At 60.1% G+C, this 13,776-nt stretch carries 13 protein-coding genes and 1 pseudogene; 2 read left to right on the top strand and 12 right to left on the bottom strand.

Annotation, left to right across the window (positions count from 1 at the left end; genetic code table 11):
- Positions 1–200: 200 nt before the first annotated feature.
- The 6 genes from AB433_RS17300 to AB433_RS17270 all read right to left on the bottom strand — a co-directional run bounded on the left by AB433_RS17300 (position 201) and on the right by AB433_RS17270 (position 4,920).
- A protein-coding gene (locus AB433_RS17300; RefSeq protein WP_156170623.1) for an IS3 family transposase occupies positions 201–1,372 on the bottom strand; the annotation gives its coding sequence in 2 pieces (ribosomal slippage) (positions 201–1,120 and positions 1,120–1,372; 1,173 coding nt in all).
- A gap of 63 nt (positions 1,373–1,435) precedes the next feature.
- Positions 1,436–2,116, bottom strand: a complete 681-nt coding sequence (locus AB433_RS17290; protein WP_169749378.1) for a sterol desaturase family protein — start codon at positions 2,114–2,116, stop codon at positions 1,436–1,438.
- Between the two features lie 74 nt (positions 2,117–2,190).
- Positions 2,191–2,916, bottom strand: a complete 726-nt coding sequence (locus tag AB433_RS17285) for a helix-turn-helix domain-containing protein (RefSeq protein ID WP_053059239.1) — start codon at positions 2,914–2,916, stop codon at positions 2,191–2,193.
- A 201-nt stretch (positions 2,917–3,117) separates the two neighbouring features.
- Positions 3,118–3,444, bottom strand: a complete 327-nt coding sequence (locus tag AB433_RS17280; RefSeq protein ID WP_047822792.1) for a hypothetical protein — start codon at positions 3,442–3,444, stop codon at positions 3,118–3,120.
- A gap of 793 nt (positions 3,445–4,237) precedes the next feature.
- Positions 4,238–4,402, bottom strand: coding sequence for a hypothetical protein (locus AB433_RS17275; RefSeq protein WP_218916961.1), 165 nt, complete (start codon positions 4,400–4,402; stop codon positions 4,238–4,240).
- A 128-nt stretch (positions 4,403–4,530) separates the two neighbouring features.
- Entirely contained in the window at positions 4,531–4,920 is a 390-nt protein-coding gene (locus AB433_RS17270) for a hypothetical protein (protein WP_224199577.1), read from the bottom strand.
- 224 nt (positions 4,921–5,144) lie between these two features.
- Here AB433_RS17270 and AB433_RS17265 point away from each other — a divergent pair, with 224 nt between their 5' ends.
- The gene (locus AB433_RS17265; protein ID WP_047822791.1) at positions 5,145–5,432 is read left to right on the top strand and encodes a hypothetical protein; all 288 of its coding nucleotides are present in this window, start codon (positions 5,145–5,147) and stop codon (positions 5,430–5,432) included.
- A 27-nt stretch (positions 5,433–5,459) separates the two neighbouring features.
- Entirely contained in the window at positions 5,460–5,966 is a 507-nt protein-coding gene (locus AB433_RS17260) for a hypothetical protein (protein WP_224199579.1), read from the top strand.
- Between the two features lie 36 nt (positions 5,967–6,002).
- Here AB433_RS17260 and AB433_RS17255 read toward each other — a convergent pair.
- From AB433_RS17255 to AB433_RS17230, 6 genes and pseudogenes are all read right to left on the bottom strand, one after another.
- Positions 6,003–6,218 (bottom strand): annotated as a pseudogene (locus AB433_RS17255) (YHS domain-containing protein); the annotation flags it as partial.
- A 12-nt stretch (positions 6,219–6,230) separates the two neighbouring features.
- Positions 6,231–7,760 (bottom strand): multicopper oxidase family protein, encoded by a 1,530-nt coding sequence (locus AB433_RS17250; RefSeq protein WP_047822785.1) that lies wholly within the window; start codon positions 7,758–7,760, stop codon positions 6,231–6,233.
- A gap of 56 nt (positions 7,761–7,816) precedes the next feature.
- A complete protein-coding gene (locus AB433_RS17245; protein ID WP_224199585.1) occupies positions 7,817–8,200 on the bottom strand; it encodes a copper-binding protein in 384 nt (127 codons plus the stop codon).
- The gene (locus AB433_RS17240; protein WP_047822783.1) at positions 8,179–11,346 is read right to left on the bottom strand and encodes an efflux RND transporter permease subunit; all 3,168 of its coding nucleotides are present in this window, start codon (positions 11,344–11,346) and stop codon (positions 8,179–8,181) included. The genes AB433_RS17245 and AB433_RS17240 overlap by 22 nt, the downstream gene beginning before the upstream one ends.
- Complete coding sequence (locus AB433_RS17235; RefSeq protein ID WP_047822781.1) at positions 11,343–12,836, bottom strand: efflux RND transporter periplasmic adaptor subunit; 1,494 nt, start codon at positions 12,834–12,836, stop codon at positions 11,343–11,345. The genes AB433_RS17240 and AB433_RS17235 overlap by 4 nt, the downstream gene beginning before the upstream one ends.
- Positions 12,833–13,741 (bottom strand): TolC family protein, encoded by a 909-nt coding sequence (locus tag AB433_RS17230; RefSeq protein ID WP_483772914.1) that lies wholly within the window; start codon positions 13,739–13,741, stop codon positions 12,833–12,835. Before AB433_RS17230 ends, AB433_RS17235 begins: the two co-directional genes overlap by 4 nt.
- Positions 13,742–13,776: the final 35 nt, after the last annotated feature.

Below are 13,776 nucleotides of genomic sequence, written 5' to 3'. Positions count from 1 at the left end.
GGCTGCCGCGTTCTAAACGGTTCGGTTAGCTGAGCCAGATACGTCTCGGGATAAGATTCCACACCAGCGAGGCCGACGGTTCCGGATCTTATATGCGCGCTCGAGACAAACTTGCCCGTGCCAAGAAGCAGGTCCCAAATGGTGAAAAAGAGGCCGAAATTGACATTGTGACGTGACCCCCAGCTTTCCCCCAGCTGGGATTAGAGCCGGACCGCGTTGTTGCGCATGAGCGCGGTTGAAGCAATGGGCTGCGTAGCGGAGCCCGTAGGGCGTAGCGAAGCTGGCCATTGCTTATCCAGTTTGGCGGCGAACGCCGCCGGGGTGTCGTAGTCGAGGGAAGAATGCGGCCTCTCCCGGTTGTAGTCCTCCACCCAGGCAGCGATCTCGACGCGGGCGTGAGCCATGCTGAGGAACAAAGTCTCATTGAGCAGTTCGTCCCGCATGCGGCCATTAAAGCTCTCGACGTAAGCGTTTTGCATTGGCCTTCCCGGTGCGATGTAATGCCACTCCACACCGATCTCCCCACACCATGCCAGCACCGCATTGCTGGTGAGCTCGGTGCCATTGTCGCTGACGATCATGCCGGGCTTGCCACGCTGCGCGATCAGCTCAGTCAGTTCGCGCACGACACGGCGCCCGGAGATCGACGTATCCGGCACCGCTGCCAGGCACTCCCTCGTCACATCATCGACCACGTTGAGCACCCGGAATCGTCTTCCCGAAGCCATCTGGTCGTGAACAAAGTCCAGGCTCCAGCGCTGGTTCGGCAGCGCCAGCACCGGAGCAGGTGCTCTCGTGCCCACAGCACGCCTGCGACTGCGTCGTCGTCTGACCGCCAACCCTTCCTCACGGTAGAGCCTCTGGGTCTTCTTCCGGTTGATCATGATCCCCTCCCGGCGCAGCAGGATGTGCAGACGGCGATAGCCGAACCGCCGACGCTGGTTGGCCAGCTCGCGCAGCTTCTCACGCAGATCGGCGTCATCGTCCCGGGTGGAACGGTAACGCACGCTCTTGCGATCAGCATCGATGACACGGCACGCCCGCCGCTCGCTCATCCCGTGGCAGGCCTGGAGATGAGCGACAGCTTCCCGCTTGGCGGCGGGCGTCAGAACTTTTTTGCCAGAAGATCCTTCAACGCGGCCTGGTCCAACATGGCATCGGCGAGCAACCGCTTCAGCTTCGCGTTCTCGCTCTCGAGCTCCTTCAGTCGGCGGGCATCGGACACCTCCAGCCCGCCATACTTCGACTTCCAGTTGTAGATCGTCGCTTCCGACACTCCGTGTCGCCGGGCCAGGTCAGCGGTCTTCGCACCCGCCTCAGCCTCCTTCAGCACACCGATGATCTGCTCTTCGGAAAACCTCGTTCTCTTCATCTCGTCCGTCCTTCTGTAAGGGCCGGACTCTAATCCAAATTGGAGGAAAATCAGGGGGTCACGTCAATTGCCCTCGGTTTCGGAGGCGAGGTGATGGTGGCGGTGCACCGGTGCAACGGCCCAGAGATATCTAAGCAGCCCGATCCGCATATCGACATTGGAGTGCTGAAGTTGCAGCTGGATCACGACCGCAAACGTCCCGACAACGGCGACGTCGGTGGGGATACCCAAAAGCAACCATGGCAGAGCGCCGACTGAAATCTCGATCAACTGGTGGACGGGGTGTTTCAGAAGACCATTGAAACCGTACATCCGGCGGACGGAATGGTGGACCGCGTGGAACCGCCACAACAGCGCGTTTCGATGACTGGCATAATGCGTGAGCGTAATGCCAACATCGAGAATGATGATAGCGAGCACAACCTGCGTCCAGAACGGCCATGCATCCGGCCAAACCGAAGGCCACGGAACGAAGCTCGCGATAATGGGCAACAAGAGAACCAAGATGAGGATCGACCCTTCGTTCACGAACGCATGAGCTATATCTCGCCGCGAGTCGCCATGGCTCGAGTTCCAGCGATCATCGAACGGCGCGATACGCTCTGCGAGCAGGGACACTGCAACCGAACCGAAAAACAGAGGGATCAACCAGCCCCGTGACACACCATTCGATATGATCAATGTGGCGCTGCCTAGAAAAACCAGGAAATACAAAGGTGCGTACAGGGATCGAAAAATTGCCATGCAGAACTCCATCAGGTCTGATGGTGAGTTACGCTGGCTAAGCGTGCGCAGTATTGAATGTTTCGCTGAGATCATCAGCGAAATGTCGTTATCTTGAGCCTTGCGAGGCCGCGCGACGGTGTCACACCAAACCACTCAACAAGGCGGCGCGTAAAATGCGCCTGGTCGGAAAACCCTCCGGCCGCCGCTGCTTCGGCCAGATTGTGCGAGAGATCGAAGGCCTCGATCGCTTTTTGGACTTGGAGCCACTGCAAAAGCTTGGTCGTCGGCACTCCAAAATCACGAACAGAGATTTCGCGCAAACGGGTTGTCGAAATTCCCAAGATGCGCGCCAACTCGGCCGGGGAAGTACCAGGGTCCAGATTATCGAGAATTGGCCCAAGCCGGTGATCAATCCGCGTTACGGCTCCTTTGCGCAGAAAGGTTTCAATCCAAAGTTGAGCATCCTGACTAGATCGGATGGCTGCCAAAGAGTTCGATTCAACCGCCGTCAGCGTCATTAAGCCGGTAAGCCGGTCGAGGTCGCGTACCCCGCGGAAGGTTGGATCGACATACAGCGAGCGGAGGGCGGCCCCCGATGGCTGTAGGCTATGCTCGAATCCCGCCGGCACCAGTACTGCGGCACCTTCTGCGAGATCCATCGTAGCAGTGCCAATGACGCTGACTGTCCCTGCAAGCGCCAGACTCACTTGATGCGCCACGTGCCTGTGGGGCCGGTTGTCGCCAACCTGTGCATCCAGCAGAGCCCAGCCTACACCAAGCATTATCTCGCCGGTCCATTCGGTCTCGGTTTTCTTCAAAGCGGGAATACTCCTCTCGAACGGCTTGGCAATTTAGGCAGTATCCTCGGTCTGCGCAGGCTTCGGGTCGCCAAATTCGCTCGAACGCAGAACTCAGTGCCGTTCCAGCATTCGAATGCGCCAAGTGTATGGTCTGGCATACCAACACATCTAGCCATGACCTGCCGAGAAATTATTCGACGCAGAGAGTTCCAGTTTGGCTCAGGAACGAAAATGCCCAGCGCGCTCCACCAGCTGGTTCATCTGGGTTGCTGCGTGGATCGTCAGGGGATGCTGCGTGGCGTCCGGTCGCGGCGTGATAAGGTCGGCCATGGCAGCGACCTGCTCAAGCTGCGCATCGCTTGCCTTCGACAGCAGACTGAGCACAATGTTTTCAAGAGCGATCACCCGAATACGCAGCTGGGTCAGCTCGGTATCCGAAAGTGCGGGAATATCCTCTTCCTCGCAAGCAGCGGCGAGCGCTTCCTGGGGGCCGCATGGCAATGCTCCGCCTTCGTCTTCCCAGCGGGACAGCGCTGTGTCCTTCATTCTTCTAGTCACAACAAGTCCTCCTTCCAGAGACAGTGGTGTCCAAGCCCGCAAGGCACTGCAGCCTTTTCGCCAAAACGAGTCGAAACCAGCGCTCGAGACCCAGTGTACCAGAAAAGCGGAACCCCGCGCCTAGGGTTGGGTCAAGCGCGGGGTTCCTGAACGGCCCCGGGATACCTGCGACCCGCAGGGCTCGGGGGGAGACGGGGCCGCCATTCTATTGGTGAAGAGACGACAACCGGCCGGGAAACGGGCTCGGTTGTTCCCTTCACCTGAACGCTCGCCTTTCTTGAAAATCGATACATCGAGCGGGCATCGGCATGCCGGAACGTGTGATGAAAGCTTCGAGGCGGATTATGGGCATCACGAGACCCCTGTGACGGTCCATACTCTCTGAAACGGGACCATGCTCGCTCACATCCCGTCCATGTCGTGGTCCGACATCGATGGCATATCGTGACCCTCATGCGGATCGGGTGCCTGTGTTGGCTGGGCATCCGTCGGCGCGCGTGCGGTCGCAGGCGATGGCGCTCCCATCGGAGCGGTTGCCGGTCGGTCTGGTTGCCTCCCGGCAGGAGAAGCTTGAGCCGACCGGTTCGAATTGGCCTCTCTAGCGGCAGAAGCAGCGTTGTCTTTCTCGCCTTCGCCCGGGACCGTGCTCTTGGTCGGTGGAGCTGTATACAGCGGCAAGGCATCCGCTTCAGTTGTTGTATCCTGCGTCTGATCACAGGCGGCGAGCCCCATCGCCAGTGTCGCCGCAGCAAGAGGGGCGACAACCGCGCTCCAGTTCGATCTACGCATCATTCAATCCTTCAAAGCCAAGAGATACCAAGGTGGTCTGGGCCAGGCTCAAGTTCGCGGCCCAGAACTTCCTGAACAAGTCGAGAGCCGCCATGATCAAGATTGCGGTACGAAGCGGAGTCCGGCTATCGGAGGCCCGGCTCGCCAGATAGGCCATCGCCAGACCGAGCCCGGCGAACAGCATTCCATTCCAGCGATGAACCTGCGTGCGCTATCCCCGCCAAATCAGAGACCGATACGGTTTGAACCGAATATGATCGCAACGTTCGCCCGGACCACCACTTGCTAGTCGTCTTGCGCCAAGTCCTGACGGGCAGCCATCTGCTCCATCATATCGTGCATCATCATCATGCGCTGGTGACAGGCCGCCATCATATCGGCATTGCCGCCCTGCATCATGCCCGACATGTGCTCCTGCATTTTTGCACGATGTTCGGCCATCAGCCTCTGGCGTTCGGCAGGATCGCTTGTCGCGCGCGCCTGCTGCATAAGCGCGCGCATTTCATCCATCTTCGCGCGATGGGCCGTCATGGCCTCCGAATCCTGCATCATGTGGCCCGCCTGACCCTGCTGCTGTGCAGTAGCTTTCGCTCCGTGGTCGTGCTGTTGCTGGGCCAATGCCGGAGTGGCTGTCAGGCCGGTGGCGAGCGCGAAAGCAAGAACTGTGCGTCTCATTGTCGAATTCCCTTAGTCGGTTTTGCGGTGAATGCCATGTGCATTCATTGTCTATACGCAGCAGACGGCCCTTCCCCTCAAACAATTCGCAGAAGCGGTGGGGCGGGTAGGCCGTAGCACGGCCGGTTGCAGCGATGCTGTTTTTCGGCCACCCTTTTTGAGAGAGGTCGATAAAGTCGAATGGGGAATATCATGGTGCCAATAGAGCCGTCGGAGAAGCAGTCATGAGCACGGTCAATGAGGACGGCAGCTGGGATATTCCGGAGCCCGATCATGCCGAGCTGGTGCAAATGCGCATTCGCCTCATTACTCTCGAGAACATAGTTCTTGGCCTTTTGTCCGGGGCCAGCGATGAACAGATCGACCAGATCAGAAAGCGTGCGGACATGATCGAACCGCGCCCCGAGGCGAGCCGGCATCCGCTTACCGAACTGGCAGCAGGTGACATGCGGAAGTTTCTCGAACGCGCTGCTCGCATGGCCAAGGCGGAGGGCCGCGAAAACCATGACTGATCCAGGCTTTGGGGCAGCGAAGGCGCTATGCAGGAAATGGAAATCCGGCCGCTTGCTATTTGCTGGCGCAGACTATTCGGGCGTGCCTGCAGAATGACCAGAACCCATTGGCTGATCTTTTTTTGCGGGAGCCTGATCGCGTTCGTCTGGGAGATCTTCCAGATGCCGTTTTTCAAGCCGGGCAATCTCGAGACTTATGAGCAGACCATTCGCTGCGGCATCGCAAGCCTGGGCGATGGCGTGATCCTGCTCACAGCTTATAGCCTTGCTGCACTGCGCGGCGGGCATGCGTGGCCCTGGCAGTCAGACAAACTACCCTATGCGATCTATTTCGGCTTCGGGCTCGTCGTCGCAATCGCCGTCGAAATGATCGCCACATCGCTTCCGGCAAACAGTTTCCTGAGCTGGCGCTACAGCGAGTTGATGCCGCACGAGCCAGTGACGGGCCTGGCGCTGATACCAATCGCGATGTGGACGATCGTGCCCGCGCTAACCATCCTTCTCGTCCGCTTCGCGCACGTCGAGCCTGATTGACTTAGTAACGCGTTCAGGATGCGTGGGACAGGTCTAGTTTGTGCCTTCGGGCACATCCTCCACGGCGTCTGGATGCGCGCCCGACAGATATAGCTCGGGATCGCTGATGAACTGGTCGTGGCAGCGCGACGAACAGAAATAATGTTTCGCGCCCTCACGCGTCGCGATGTGCTCGGCTCCTTCGATCGCGACGCTCATGCCGCATACCGGGTTGATCGCAGTACCCTCGATCACGCTCTCGCCCTTGCTCATCGCCTGTCCTTCCTAGCTCTGCACGACTACGAACTGCCCCATCATGCCAGCATCCTCGTGTTCGAGAATGTGGCAGTGATACATGTAGGGCAGCCCTGGGTCAGTGTGTTCTTCAAAACGCAGGAGAAGGCGAACCTGCTCGCGCGGGTTGACGATAACGGTATCCTTCAAACCGGTTTCCAGTGGTGGGGGCGCTCGGCCATCGCGGTCGATCACACGAAACTGGACATTATGGATATGAAACGGATGGGTCATCATCGAAGGGTTGGCGATCTCCCAGATTTCCCATTGGCCGACCGGCACACGTTCGTTGATCACATTCATGTCCATCGCAGCACCGTTAATGGACATTCCGCCGCCCATCATGCCCATGTCGAGAACGAAACGCCGGGTTCGGACGGCTGACGACGGGTCGGTTGGCGCAAGCGATGCCAGTTGTGTCGGCACCCTGATGCGCTGGGCCGAACTTGCCGGCCTGATATCGAGGATTTGAAACACGTCTCCGGAAGCATCGTCGCTATTGCCGCGACCCATCATTCCGCGTCCGCCCATCATGCCCATGGCGATTTCGGGACTGCTGGCAAGAAGGCGAAGCGGGCGTCCTTCCGAGAGATCGATAATTACCTGCGCGCGCTCCCCCGGTGCGAGCCTGACCGAGCGGACGATGTGCGGACGATCGAGCAAGCCGCCATCGCTCGCGATCAGTTGCATCGAACGATCACCTTCGAGCGAGAAATCGTAGAAGCGGGCGTTCGATCCGTTGAGGATGCGCAGCCGTAATTGGCCTGTCTGTGCGTCGAACACGGCATTCTCAGTGCCGTTGACGAATATCCGGTTCCCGCGCATGCCCATCATCCGCGTGTGCATGCTCAGCGGGTACACCAACCGGCCGAACCCATCGATCACGCGGTCCTGCACGATCAGCGGAATGTCGTCGACGCCATAGTCGCTCGGCAAGTCGAGGCGCTCTTCCTCGTCATCGCGAACATAGATCGGCGCGGCGAGCCCGGCATAGACCTGCGGCCCGGCTTTGCGCTCCAAGTGCGAATGATACCAGTAGAGCGAGGCCCGCTGGCGAACTTCGAAAGAGGGGCTCCAGCGTTCACCGGGACGGATCAACTGATGCGGTCCGCCATCGGCTGCGGCAGGAAGTTCGAAACCATGCCAATGGACCGTAGCGCCTTCGGCCAGATTGTTGTCGATATGGAACTGCACCCGCTCGCCCCGGCGCATTTCCAGCGTCGGTCCCAGATAGGGTGCGTCGATGCCGATGGTGGACGAAGCAACACCGGGGACGAATTCCTTCTGGCCTGGTGTCAAAGACAGGCGGAAAACCCGCGTGCCCTGCTCTATCTCGCCACTCTGCAAGGGCGGTATAGCGAGCGGATTGGACCCTGGAGTGCTGTCCAGCATCGATGCGTCTTGCGCTTTGCATCCTGCAAGCGGGAACGCGGCAAAGCCTGCAGCAGCAAAGCCTGCGCTTTTGATCAGTCCTCGGCGGTCTACGGATAATGCATGGGTGATGCGGGGTGTCCGGATCATGCTCCTCCTGTTTCGCGATGGGCGGCGCCAGATTTGCCTGGCACCACCCGACCGATTTATTCCTTCGTGATCGACGTGATCACACTGCCTTCAGAACCAGTACGAAATTCAAAGGCAATGCCCTCACCGACGCTTACTTCGCTGCGCAGTTGCTCATCGGCTTCGAACGCCATGGTCATCGCCGGCCATTCGATTGCGGGGACCGGGCCGTGGTCGACGGTGATCGTACCCGCTTCGGCGTCGATGGCGGTGACGGTGCCTTGCGCACTCGCGGACTGCATTGCGTTGCCAGTGTCCGTCATTGGCATATCCTGGCCGTCCATCATCATTGCATCTTCAGCCATCGGCATGTCCTCCATCTCGGCAGTGTCCTGGCCAGAATCGCAGGCCGCCAGCGCCAGCGGCGCGGCCAATAGGGTTATGAGGGTTGTGGTTCGCATTCTTCTTCTCCTTGGGGTTGGGTTGGCCGTTCGGGCCGGGGGCGCCGCATCAACAAATATGCGGCGGGGATAACGAACATGGAAAGCAGCGGGGCGGTGATCATGCCGCCCACCATCGGTGCGGCGATGCGGCTCATGACTTCCGAACCTGCGCCGGTTCCAATCAGGATCGGGAAGAGACCGGCCAGAATAACGGCCACGGTCATCGCCTTGGGCCGGACGCGTAGGAGTGCGCCCTCCCTGATGGCTTCGCCCACACCGTCCGCATCGAGGGCACCACTGCGCCGGGCCAGCGCAGACTTGAGGTAGATCAGCATGATGACGCCGAACTCGGCAGACACACCGGCAAGCGCAATAAAACCCACCGATGTCGCAACAGACTGGTTGTAGCCCATCAGATAAAGCAGCCAGAAGCCGCCGGTCAGGGCGAAGGGCAGCGTGCCCATAACAAGTAGCGCTTCGTCGAAGCGGCGGAAGATCAGATAGAGCAAAACGAAAATGATGCCGAGCGTCGCGGGAACGACGACCTGCAACCGCTCATTGGCGCGGGTGAGATATTCAAACTGGCCCGCGTAAGAGATGCTCACACCGGCAGGCAGATCGACGCCGTCTGACACTGCCGCCTGAAGATCACTTACGACCGAAGTAAGATCGCGCCCGCGCGTATCGACATAGACCACGCTGATGAGACGGCCTTGCTCATTCTTGAGCATCGGCGGACCGTCGCTGATGCTCACCTGCGCTACGGTCCCAAGCGTGATTTGCTGGCCAGAGGGGGTTAGCAAAGGCAGCGCGCGCAGTTCTGCGAGGCTGTCGCGGCTCTCGCGCGGATAGCGCCCATTGATGGGATATCGCGCCAGTCCTTCGACCGTTCTGCCGATATTTGCCCCGCCGATCGCGCCTGACACAATCTGCTGAACATCGGCGATGTTCAATCCGAAACGCGCCGCAGCGACCCGGTCGATGTCCACGTCGACATAGCGGCCTCCCGAAAGACGCTCTGCCAAAGCGGAACTGACTCCGGGAACCTGCTTGGCAACGTTCTCGACCTGCAACGCCACGCGCTCGATCTCAGCAAGGTCCTCGCCGGATACTTTCACGCCGATCGGGCTCTTGATACCGGTCGCGAGCATGTCGATGCGGTTGCGGATCGGTGGCACCCAGACATTGGCGAGTCCCGGCACCTGCACTGCACGATCAAGCTCCTCGACGAGCTTCTCTGGCGTCATTCCCGGCCGCCACTCCTCGCGCGGCTTGAAGCGGATCGTTGTTTCGAACATCGTGAGCGGCGCAGGGTCGGTCGCTGTATCAGCCCGCCCCGCTTTCCCGAACACGGTATCGACTTCGGGCACGGATTTGATCAGGCGGTCGGTCCGCTGAAGCAATGCGGACGCTTCACCAGGAGACAGGCCAGGCAGAGCGCTCGGCATGTAGAGGAGATCGCCTTCGTCGAGCGGCGGCAGGAATTCCCCTCCCAGACGGGTGAACGGGACCAGCGTTGTCAGGAATACGAGGCCTGCCACGACGAGAGTGGTCTTGGGTCGGCTGAGCACCCAATCGAGACCGGGCCGGTAGGCCTTGGTCAGGACACGATTGAGGAGGTTGGTATCCTCCTTGGGTATCTTGCCGCGGATCAGCCAGCCCATGAGTACAGGAACCAGTGTCACCGACAGTATCGCTGCCGCCGCCATCGCATAGGTTTTGGTAAAGGCCAGCGGCGAAAAGAGCCGCCCTTCCTGGGCCTGCAAAGTAAAAACCGGGAGGAACGAGAGCGTGATGATGAGAAGGCTGAAGAAGAGCGCTGGCCCCACCTCTTTCGACGCCTCCGCAATCAGCTTCCAGCGCTCGCCGCTGGACATCTCCTCGTCGGGATGATCCGCTTCCCAATGCTCGATATGCTTGTGGGCGTTCTCGATCATAACGATGGCGGCGTCGACCATCGCGCCGATTGCGATGGCGATGCCGCCCAAGGACATGATGTTGGCATCGACTCCCTGAAAACGCATCACGATAAAGGCGGCCAGAACCCCTAGCGGGAGCGTGACGATGGCCACGAAAGCCGATCTCACGTGCCACAGGAATAACGCGCATACGATCGCAACGATGATGAATTCGGCGATGAGTTTGCCGGTCAGGTTTTCGATCGATGCGTCGATCAGCTTCGAACGATCATAGGTCGTGACAATCTCGACCCCTTCGGGAAGACTAGCTTGGAGCACGTCGAGCTTCTCTTCGACAGCCGCGATGGTTGCCCGCGCATCCTCGCCCTGTCTAAGCACGACAATACCTCCCGCGACCTCGCCTTCCCCATTGAGCTCGGCGATACCGCGCCTCATTTCGGGCCCAAGCTGGATCGTGGCGACATCGGACAAGGTGACGGGGATACCGTTACCGACCGATTTCAGCGGAATCTGCCTGAAGTCGTCGAGAGACGTGAGATAGCCTGATGCGCGGACCATAAACTCGGCCTCGCCCATTTCGACAACCGATCCTCCAGCTTCCTGATTGGAGGCCTGGATGGCACGCACGACATCGCTGTAAGTGACGCCAAGCGAAGCCATCCGGTAGGGTTCCAGCACGACCTGGTACTGCTTGACCATGCCGCCGACGCTGGCGACCTCGGCTATGCCCGGAATAGTCTGGAGCTCAAAACGCAGGAACCAGTCCTGAAGGCTCCGAAGGTCAGCGAGATCGCTGTTCCCCGTTCGGTCAACCAGCGCATATTCGTAAATCCAGCCAACGCCCGTCGCGTCCGGCCCGAGCGAGCTGGTCACTCCGTCGGGCAATTCGTTTTGCACCTGGTTGAGATATTCAAGCACGCGCGAGCGCGCCCAGTAGAGGTCGGTCCCATCCTCGAAGATCACATAGACGAAGCTGTCGCCGAACATCGAATAGCCGCGCACAGTTTCCGCGCCCGGCACCGAGAGCATCGTCGTTGCAAGCGGGTATGTGACCTGATCCTCAACGATGCGCGGAGCTTGCCCAGGATAGTTCGACCGCACCACGACCTGCACATCAGACAGATCGGGGATCGCATCGACAGGCGTTGCGCGCACCGCCCAGAAGCCAGCGAGCGTAACCGCGATGGCCGCCAGAATGATGAAAAACCGATTGGCGATCGATGCATCGATTATGCGCGCTATCATCGCTCGGTCTTCCTGATAGACTCGATGCGCGGACCGGTGTCGTGCTGCGAGAAGGTGAACTCGACAGTATCGCCCGGTTCAATACCGTCAACTAGAGCGGCGTCGGCGAGGGCGAAGGGCATGACCATGCTTGGCCATTCGAGGGCGGGAACCGGCGCGTGATTGAGAGTGATCGAAGCACCAGCGATTTTCGTCACTCTTCCCGTGGCGGTGTACGTCCTCATCTTTGCTGAGCCATCGGATGCCATGCTCATGGTTCCGTCGATCGACCTGATATCGATCCCGGCCAAACTCGCCTCGGAGTCGATCAGGAACTGCCCGGAAGTGACGACCTCTTCGCCTTCGGCAAGGCCTGCCAGGATCTCAGTCCTGCCATTCGCCTCGCGTCCGATTTCGACCTCGGCTGGAAGAAAGGCGCCTTCATCCTGCTTGAGCATCACAAGATTGCGGCGGCCGGTTCGAATGACCGCCTCCGACGGTACCAGCAAGGCTCGCCGTGTGTCGGGTGAAAGCGACACCTGCGCAAACATCCCTGGCTTCAACCTGCCGCGTGGGTTCGGCAGCTCAGCCCGGACGGTGATGGTTCGGCTCGCGGCATCGGCGCTAGGAAGGATGGCAACAATTCGTCCCGCAAATCGCTCATCAGGATACGCTGCCAGGGTCGCACTGATGGGTTGGCCCTGCCGGATATTTACGGCCTGGACTTCAGGAACCGAAGCTTCCAGCCATATCGGCGAGAAGCCTGTAATCTCCGCGAGTGTCTGGCCTTCCGTCACGGTCATGCCTGGACGCACCCCCAGCACTGTTACAGCGCCGCCCACCGGTGCGGTGACTGTAAACGTGTTCTGGACGCGGCGGGTGCGTTCGACCGACGCGATCATCGCATCGGTCATGCCGAGCAGGCGCATGCGCTGCCGCATCGCGTCTGCAAGTGCCTGATCGCCGGTATCGAGCACGGCAATGTACTCGCGCTGCGCGCCGCCCCAATCAGGGACCAAGATATCGACGATCGGAGCGCCGCGACGCACGACATCGTCCTGCGCAAGGCCATAGGTGCGTTGGACATAACCGCCCGCTCTTGGCTGGACGATGGCAACATCCCGGCTGTTGTATGCCAGGACACCCGTCACGGTGATTTCCGGCTCGAGAACTCCGAACTCGGCCGCTGCGGTGCGAATGCCGAAATTCTGGACAAGGCCCGGATCAATCCGGACGCCCGCTTCGGCGGCTTCTCCCGCGCATTTGGGTACCAGCATCATGTCCATGAAGGGCGACTTGCCAGGCTCGTCAAAGCGCTGTCCGGGAACCATCGGATCGTACCAGTAGAGCACCTCTTCGCACTCCGTCTCGGAGGAGCCCGACATCCCACCCTCGCCCTCATCTCCTACGAGCGAGAGCGCGTATCCAGCGCCGAGGCTGACAAGCGCGACGGCCGCGATGATTGCATAGGTTCGCTTTGAAGGGCCGGAGCTGTCGACTGTATCGCTCATGGCTGCTGCTCCCCGTAGGTCAAGCGAAGCATCTCGGCCCATTCCACGGTCGCGGCTTCGCGTTCAAAGATTTCAAGATCGAGCAAGGCCAGATCCGCCTTTGCTGCAATCACATCGATCAGGTCTGCGTTTCCGGCAGCAAAGCTCGCCGTTTCCAGTTCAACCCTTTGCCGGGCCAGCGGCAGCAATTCATCGCGGGCGCGTTCCCATTGGCGCTTCGCACTGCGCCATGAGGCGAGATCGGATTCGAATTGCACACGCAGCGCGCGCAAGCGATCATCGCGCTCTGCCTGCGCCGCAGCAGCTTCTGCCTCGGCGGCGCGAATGCGCGGCCTTTGACGTTGATCGGTGAAGATGGGCAGGGTAACCGATCCCATGACAGAGAATGCGTCTCCGAAGGCAGGGTCGCGTCGGCCATAGTTTACGCTCACTCCGAAGTCGGGGCGCAAGTCGGCGCGCGCGAGGTCGGCGTTCGCTTCTGCGCGTCCGGTGGCCGCATCGGCAAGACGGATGACGGGGTTAAGGTCCAGAGCTTGCTCGAGGCTGCCGCTGTCGACATTGGCTGCTGGCGCATCACCCGCGATGGTAGGACTGTCTGTTCGAACGTAGCTGGCCAGCATAGCGCGTGCAGCGTCGCGTTCGGCTTCTATTCGCGTGATCGCATCTTCGATGACCAGAAGCTCGCGGCGAATGGCGAGGCTTTCAGCAGGACGGGCCGATCCGGATGCAACAGCGCTGTTTGCCACCGGCTGTAGCCTGCGCAGATCGCTGAGAGCCGTATGGGCGAAGGCGAGCTTCTGTTCGGCATAGTACAAGTCGATCCAAGCCGCTGATGTGGCGATGTCGATCCGTTGCTGCGCAACCCCAAATCGCATTTGCGCGATGGCTACATCTGAGTTCGCCACACCTCGACGCGCTCGGCGCTTTGCAAGGTTTGGGA

Source organism: Croceicoccus naphthovorans (assembly GCF_001028705.1).
In the GTDB taxonomy this organism is placed as follows: domain Bacteria; phylum Pseudomonadota; class Alphaproteobacteria; order Sphingomonadales; family Sphingomonadaceae; genus Croceicoccus; species Croceicoccus naphthovorans.
The sequence above is the reverse complement of the archived record's forward strand: the minus strand, read 5'-3'. Positions and strand labels throughout refer to the sequence as shown.

What these genes read in the sequence shown, in the direction of transcription:
- AB433_RS17290 (WP_169749378.1), bottom strand. Translation starts at nt 2,116, where the DNA reads ATGGCAATTTTTCGATCCCTGTACGCACCTTTGTATTTCCTGGTTTTT.
- AB433_RS17280 (WP_047822792.1), bottom strand. Translation starts at nt 3,444, where the DNA reads ATGAAGGACACAGCGCTGTCCCGCTGGGAAGACGAAGGCGGAGCATTG.
- AB433_RS17275 (WP_218916961.1), bottom strand. Translation starts at nt 4,402, where the DNA reads ATGGCCTATCTGGCGAGCCGGGCCTCCGATAGCCGGACTCCGCTTCGT.
- AB433_RS17270 (WP_224199577.1), bottom strand. Translation starts at nt 4,920, where the DNA reads ATGAGACGCACAGTTCTTGCTTTCGCGCTCGCCACCGGCCTGACAGCC.
- AB433_RS17265 (WP_047822791.1), top strand. Translation starts at nt 5,145, where the DNA reads ATGAGCACGGTCAATGAGGACGGCAGCTGGGATATTCCGGAGCCCGAT.
- AB433_RS17260 (WP_224199579.1), top strand. Translation starts at nt 5,460, where the DNA reads ATGCAGGAAATGGAAATCCGGCCGCTTGCTATTTGCTGGCGCAGACTA.
- AB433_RS17250 (WP_047822785.1), bottom strand. Translation starts at nt 7,760, where the DNA reads ATGATCCGGACACCCCGCATCACCCATGCATTATCCGTAGACCGCCGA.
- AB433_RS17245 (WP_224199585.1), bottom strand. Translation starts at nt 8,200, where the DNA reads ATGCGAACCACAACCCTCATAACCCTATTGGCCGCGCCGCTGGCGCTG.
- AB433_RS17240 (WP_047822783.1), bottom strand. Translation starts at nt 11,346, where the DNA reads ATGATAGCGCGCATAATCGATGCATCGATCGCCAATCGGTTTTTCATC.
- AB433_RS17235 (WP_047822781.1), bottom strand. Translation starts at nt 12,836, where the DNA reads ATGAGCGATACAGTCGACAGCTCCGGCCCTTCAAAGCGAACCTATGCA.